This is a genomic window from Caballeronia choica, assembly GCF_001544535.1.
GTDB classification, from domain to species: Bacteria; Pseudomonadota; Gammaproteobacteria; order Burkholderiales; family Burkholderiaceae; genus Caballeronia; species Caballeronia choica.
This window is the reverse complement of record NZ_FCON02000277.1, coordinates 1-5,652: the sequence shown is the minus strand read 5'-3', so window position 1 is coordinate 5,652 and position 5,652 is coordinate 1. Positions and strand designations below refer to the sequence as shown.

Genomic DNA, 5,652 nt, shown 5'->3' with positions numbered 1-5,652 from the left:
ATCCCGTCAATCGCGTCGACGAACTTCTGCCATGGGTCGTTGCCGATCAGCTTCACTTCGACGTCGCCTGAACCCAATACGCTGTCAAGAGCGGCCGTGGTCGGACGCTTACGCTACGCCGCCCTCAGGAAATTCTCGCGCCCATGGAAGGAAAGCGACGAAAACCGATCCCGATTGACACGGAAAGTCATATCAGTACTTATATCGTTACTGCGCGCGATCAACGCTACCGACGCCCCCGGCTCGAACGATTGTTCAACCAGTTGCCGTTTGAACTCGGTTGGAAAATTCGGCCGCATATATGCGCCGCCTGCGGCGCGCTCGTCCCACGTCTTGTCCACTTTGGTTCCCACTATAATTTGGTGGATACCAAACTATCCAAAACCTCTATCGGTACGCCAGAACGGCCCTCGTAAGCCGCTTACAACGGTGCAAACGCCGACTTCGAAACCGCCTTGCCTTCGCCTTGCCGCCAGGCCCGGATGAAATCGGTTACCCGCGAATAGCAGCGATCGTAGCCGCTCGCCTTGATCTCCTGGAACAGCATCGAAGCGGTGCTCCGCTCTTTCTTCGGCCTCCGTGCGTCCACGCTGAGCGCCTGCACCAGGGCCTCATGAAACGGCGTCAGTCGGGTCGACTGCGAGCGCCGCTGATACTTCGGTTCCTCCTGAACCTCCATGTTCAGGTACTTGCTAATCGTGTTGCGCGACAGGCTTGTGAGACGCGCGATCTCGCGTACCGACTTGTTCTGGCGGTGGAACATCCGCCGCACCTTTCCAATCATTGTCATCGGGATCATCCCCAAACACCCTGCCTAAAAAGCTAGCAGGATAGGTTGATTACCCGGCTCAATTTTCAGTCGGGCGATCCCTACGAGTGGCTCAGTTTTCGGTCGGCGTAAACACACCTTTACCGTCGTGAGTTTCAGACCGTCCGTTTTACGTAAATTTGAAGCCGCCCCGACACACGGTTCAAGATTGGCAAACCAACTCACGAATCGCTCGCGCGCTATCGCCTTCTGTACCACGACACGCCCGGCGCCGTCGACCACGTGAACTTGCATGACGTTCTTCGCCAGATCAACACCCATACCCTTGACTTCCCCCTCCCGGAAGGTTGTGTAGCACCAGTTCATCATGGCACCAGACTGTGCCGGGCCGGTGATCGGGGAGGTCCTTACCAATTCGCGTAGCTCATCAGATCGGGCGAGAAGCGATGGCCTGCGTAGGACAGCGGGTTGTCAGTGTCGGTTCTGCTGGATCGCTGGTTTCATGGCCGACGTTATCGCTGCATCCACGCCAAGCTGCCCGCAAGTCGACAATACCTCGCGCGCACATCGATCATCAGTTTGGCCGTGTACGGGCAACGGCCCGCTTCAACAAGCGCACGGGTGCCGTCAGTTTCCAGGACGTCGAACGGAGAATTTGGTCGATCGCAGATTGCGCAGCCGCTTCGGTATCGGGAATCATGATCTGCTCAGGGGGCAGCCCTTTTACTCGGCGGGCGAGACTTCGCAACGGACGCGTCAAGCGCCACGAGGTCGATGCGTAATACTCCCTAAGCATATTTCTATACACGCCGGAATTATGTCGAATGTCAGCGGCGTGCGACGTGTAGGTTTCTGCCCCTTGCCGCGGTTGCAGTGGATAGACCATTGGCAATTGGTCGATCTCACGGATCCACCAGCCGAAATTCAGCATCTTCTTTTCATCGAGCACATCCTGCGCTGCATTCCACAACTTTCGCTTCTTGATCGAATGGCGTGCGCTGGACGTTCCGTCCGATACCGTATTGGTTCCGTCGCTGCGAATGCAATATTCGGCTCCGAAGCCTGGCACATACAGAGGTTCGTGCTTAAACGACAGGCGTAAAATGTATTCATAGTCCTCGTTCCGGCTCATGGTTTCGTCAACTTCGCCAACGTCTGAGGCGCGTTCCAAATCGATCACGAATGAGTGGATCGGGATGAAATTACCCCGCAGATGATCGAGGAATGAGTATGCATCGCGCCTAAATGGCGCCGACCTCGACACGAGTTGCCCGTACTCGTTGTAGAGGGCGCGAATGATATCGGCGTAGGCCCACGCAAGATCCGTCTTCTGAAGGGACTCGATCAGCTTCTTAAAATGGTTGGGGTACACCTTGTCGTCGTCGTCGAGAAAAGCAAGATAACGACCGCGAGCATTGCGCTTACCTATGTTCAGGCTGCGTGCACGGGCGTCGGTCGCGGACGTGTGCGCGTGCACCTCGATGGACTTGAATCTTGACGCCCAGATCATGGCGGTATGACGAATGGGTTCGATGCTTTCTTCTTCTTCCAGCTTTTGCGCGACGACAACGACCTCGATGCTTGGATATGTTTGACCGGCAAGCACAAAGAGACATTTGTCGAGGAATTTCTCGCGACCCGGCATCGTGCGGATTACGACAGAAATCATATCGTTCATCAGGCGGTCCACATTGGTTCTGCAAAGGTGAGGCTGTGTTTGAAGTCGGGGCTTGCCCGATAAACGTCTTCGATGGGTCTTTGGGCGAACTTCTCGGTCTCCTTCTGCAACTCTTCAGGATCGATATCGACCAGCGACGCAAGGACGTTCAGTGCATGATTCTTGAAGTTCGCAGAGCGCCATTTATGGGCGAGGATACATGCGGACTTCCAAATTTCGACATCCCGTGCGGCTCTGTCCATGGCGTAGTGGAAAAACCATGCATCGGAGCATGTGTAGCATTGGTAGCCGGCAGCCTTAACCCGCCATGAGATGTCGACGTCCTCGCAGTACAGGAAAAAGTCGTCGTCGAAGCCCCCAATTTCCCGGTAAATGTTCGACGGGTACAGGACGCACGCTCCAGAACACCAGGCTGTGACACCCGTGCGAGGATTAAACTTCTTTGGGTGCATGATCGGCTCCTGAATCGCCTCGAAGATACCTCGCCATTGAGTCTCTTCTGCGTGCGCCACAATGGTTTCGACGCACTTTGGATGCATGATTCCATCGGGATTCACACACAGATATGCTTTGGAGCTTTCCGCAATCGCGTCAAACAACGCGTTGTGTCCGCTGCCAAATCCTAGATTCGCGCCTTCATAGAATTTGATGTTGAGCGAACCGAGATTTCTGCTCTGCCAGTCTCTAACATACTCGCGACATTCGCCACCACCCTGATCGCGAATCAGCACTTCGCCGATCAAGTGCTTTGCTGTTTGGGACTTGAGGCCATCAAGGCAGCGTGCAATTTCTTGTGGATCATTTTTATAGAGGATAATGCCTACTGAGATCAATCGTTCGGTCATGCCGGGTTCCTGGACGCTAAGGTGCTCAAAATAAGGCTGAGGAAGCCGCCGTTTTCACCGGCAGCTTGCTGCTGAATTTCGGGACGCGAGATCAGCGACGCGATTGGTTCGATTTCCTGGCCATGAGGGACCTTGCAACCGGGTTTCTCGACCCACTTTGGCTGCTCATGGACGCACCTGTGCCATCAGCCGCGTGCGGCTTATGCAGAGGTTGGCCAGCACGAGTGCTGTAAAGGCACGCGTGGCGTACTTCGCAAGGCCGCGATAGCGCACGTTGCCGAAACCCAAAGCCGCTTGAGCACCGCAAAGACATGTTAGACGGAGCGAGTCGTCGACTTGTGGCGCTTTTTCGAGCGCTTCGTTTCGTCGACGTCACCACTGCGATTTCGCACCCGCTACTTGATGAAGTCCTTCATTTTTCGACGCCTTGCTGGCGATGAGTTCCTTCTAGCTGGCTACGCTGTCGCAGGACGCCGCTCCGCGCCGTGCAGTCGTGCACGTCCGCCGCCGTCACTACCACGCTGTCTGCCAGCCCGTCTTGCTGTCCACACCGATGTGCAGCTTCATGCCGAAGTACCATTGCAGCCCCTTCCTCGTCTGATTGCCTTTCCGGATCGCGCGCCTTCTCCGCATTCCTTGTGGAACTCGGCAGCGACCTTGGCGAACAACTGTTCACCGAGCATGTTGCGCTCCAGCAACTGGCCGACCTTCAACGGTGTCGTGCCATCTGGAACGCGGTCGCGCCCAGATCAATCCCAACGAATCACCACAAAGCCGTGCTGTCCAGCAGTGTTTCCTCGGAGATCTCATTCGCCAGGGGTTGGACAAATGCTGCGCACAGTGCATGAGCAGCATTTGTGTCAGGCCATTGGTGTGGCGACCGCTTTGACCCTTTGGACAGTGCGGCTCGACTAACTCACACAACATCCGCGGCACGATGTGCTCCATCGTCTCCAGAAACACTCCGCGTTTCCTTGGCCGACGGCACTGTTTTTTCAGCGCAGCCTTAGAATGACCAATCAACCGTAACTAACATGGCGTTTTCTTTCGTCAATGTCGAACGGGACCTGCGCACGCCCGGCTACGCCAGCGCGCATTGAACGCCGAAAAAGCGATCTTTGGCAGGACGCCCTCTTGTAAGGGCAGTCACTAAACTTACCGCGGAGCTGCAATCCTTTCGCATCGACGTCGCCCCGCCAGATCGTTACGCCACGGAGTCTACCGCATTGTGCTCGAGGACGAAAGCATCTGCGAGCGCGACGGATCTTTGAAAACAGGGCGCGATCAATTTGCGAAGTGCGACAAGTCGCACCGATGATCGACGTGCTGGGGGCGCAGCCCGAGCCATTGGGCCAGCCTGAGGTGTTGCTGGCGGATGCGGGCTCCTTCAGTGCCGCCAACGTCGCCACCTGCGAGGCAGCACAGATCACCCCGCTGATCGCCATCCAGCGCGACGACCATCATCTGCCGCTGATGGAACGCTTCGCTGACGATCCAGCGCCACCCGAGAGTAGCGATCCGCTCGTCAGGATGACGCACCAACTCAAGACAAAGGTGGGGCGCGCAACTTACGGGTTGCGCAAGAACACGGTTGAACCGGTGTTCGGCATCATCAAGCATGTGATGGGATTCCGGCAGTTCTCGCTGCGCGGGCTGTCCAACGTCACGGCGGAATGGTCGCTGGTTGCGCTGGCGTGGAACATCAAGCGGATGAGCGTGTTAAGAGGGGCGTAGGACGACAAGGAGCGCTTTGCGACCCCCAACGCCCCGGGTTGCCGTCCCAATCTGCTTTCAAATTACCTTCATCGCGTGTTGACGACGAAGCGAGTCCGCAAACCGGCGCGAACTCAGAAGTGTTTTGAATTACGCTTCACCTCAACTCCGACGGTCTCCTAGTGCGTCGCTTGCGGCCGTCTGTGGCTGTCGCGCGGCGGGCTGGGCCGACTGAACTTGGCCGTCTGGCTTTTTTATGAGCATCAGGGTGCGCGGGCCTCGCCTTCAGTTTTCCACCCCGGTACACCCGATTATGCTTTTCGTGAACCGCCTCCGATTTTTCTGGACACGATTTTGGGGTAAAACGTGTTTCTGGAAACGGAGTTGAACTTGCTGAAGAAGTCGAAGATCGCCGAGGTTGTGCCGGGGGCGGTGGAAGGAGCGCGTAGCGCGACTGGAAGCGCCCCCGGCGCGGCCGCCGAAGTGAAACGGTGGTCGGTGAACCGGAAGAAAGAAGTCGTCTTGCGCTTGTTGCGCGGCGAGCCGGTGGACGCCATTTCGCGCGAAGTTTCGGTACCGATATACCGGCTCGAAGAATGGCGCGAGCGTGCCTTGGCCGGTATCGATGCTGGCCTCAAGGAGCGCGA

The 5,652-nt window shown here is 56.8% G+C and carries 5 protein-coding genes and 3 pseudogenes; 2 read left to right on the top strand and 6 right to left on the bottom strand.

The window, feature by feature from the left end; genetic code table 11:
* Window positions 1-113: 113 nt before the first annotated feature.
* The 6 genes and pseudogenes from AWB68_RS47685 to AWB68_RS51255 form a co-directional block, all read right to left on the bottom strand.
* A complete protein-coding gene (locus tag AWB68_RS47685) occupies window positions 114-299 on the bottom strand; it encodes a transposase (RefSeq protein ID WP_125483252.1) in 186 nt (61 codons plus the stop codon).
* Window positions 300-424: 125 nt separating this feature from the next.
* Window positions 425-790: pseudogene (locus AWB68_RS42210) on the bottom strand (IS21 family transposase); the annotation flags it as partial.
* 24 nt (window positions 791-814) lie between these two features.
* Complete coding sequence (locus AWB68_RS42205) at window positions 815-1,135, bottom strand: hypothetical protein (protein ID WP_125483251.1); 321 nt, start codon at window positions 1,133-1,135, stop codon at window positions 815-817.
* A gap of 208 nt (window positions 1,136-1,343) precedes the next feature.
* Window positions 1,344-2,447 (bottom strand): glycosyltransferase family 2 protein, encoded by a 1,104-nt coding sequence (locus AWB68_RS42200; protein ID WP_087650070.1) that lies wholly within the window; start codon window positions 2,445-2,447, stop codon window positions 1,344-1,346.
* Entirely contained in the window at window positions 2,447-3,292 is an 846-nt protein-coding gene (locus AWB68_RS42195; RefSeq protein ID WP_087650069.1) for a glycosyltransferase family 2 protein, read from the bottom strand. Before AWB68_RS42195 ends, AWB68_RS42200 begins: the two co-directional genes overlap by 1 nt.
* A gap of 165 nt (window positions 3,293-3,457) precedes the next feature.
* Window positions 3,458-4,315, bottom strand: a pseudogene (locus tag AWB68_RS51255) (transposase).
* Window positions 4,316-4,594: 279 nt separating this feature from the next.
* Between AWB68_RS51255 and AWB68_RS42185 the strand changes: the two are divergent.
* A pseudogene (locus AWB68_RS42185) lies at window positions 4,595-5,026 on the top strand (transposase); the annotation flags it as partial.
* Window positions 5,027-5,389: 363 nt separating this feature from the next.
* On the top strand, window positions 5,390-5,652 hold a 263-nt coding region (locus AWB68_RS42180; protein ID WP_200828950.1), incomplete at its 3' end, for a hypothetical protein.

Coding starts and splice junctions, on each gene's coding strand:
- AWB68_RS42200 (WP_087650070.1), bottom strand. CDS start 2,447: ATGAACGATATGATTTCTGTCGTAATCCGCACGATGCCGGGTCGCGAG.
- AWB68_RS42195 (WP_087650069.1), bottom strand. CDS start 3,292: ATGACCGAACGATTGATCTCAGTAGGCATTATCCTCTATAAAAATGAT.
- AWB68_RS42205 (WP_125483251.1), bottom strand. CDS start 1,135: ATGAACTGGTGCTACACAACCTTCCGGGAGGGGGAAGTCAAGGGTATG.
- AWB68_RS47685 (WP_125483252.1), bottom strand. CDS start 299: ATGCGGCCGAATTTTCCAACCGAGTTCAAACGGCAACTGGTTGAACAA.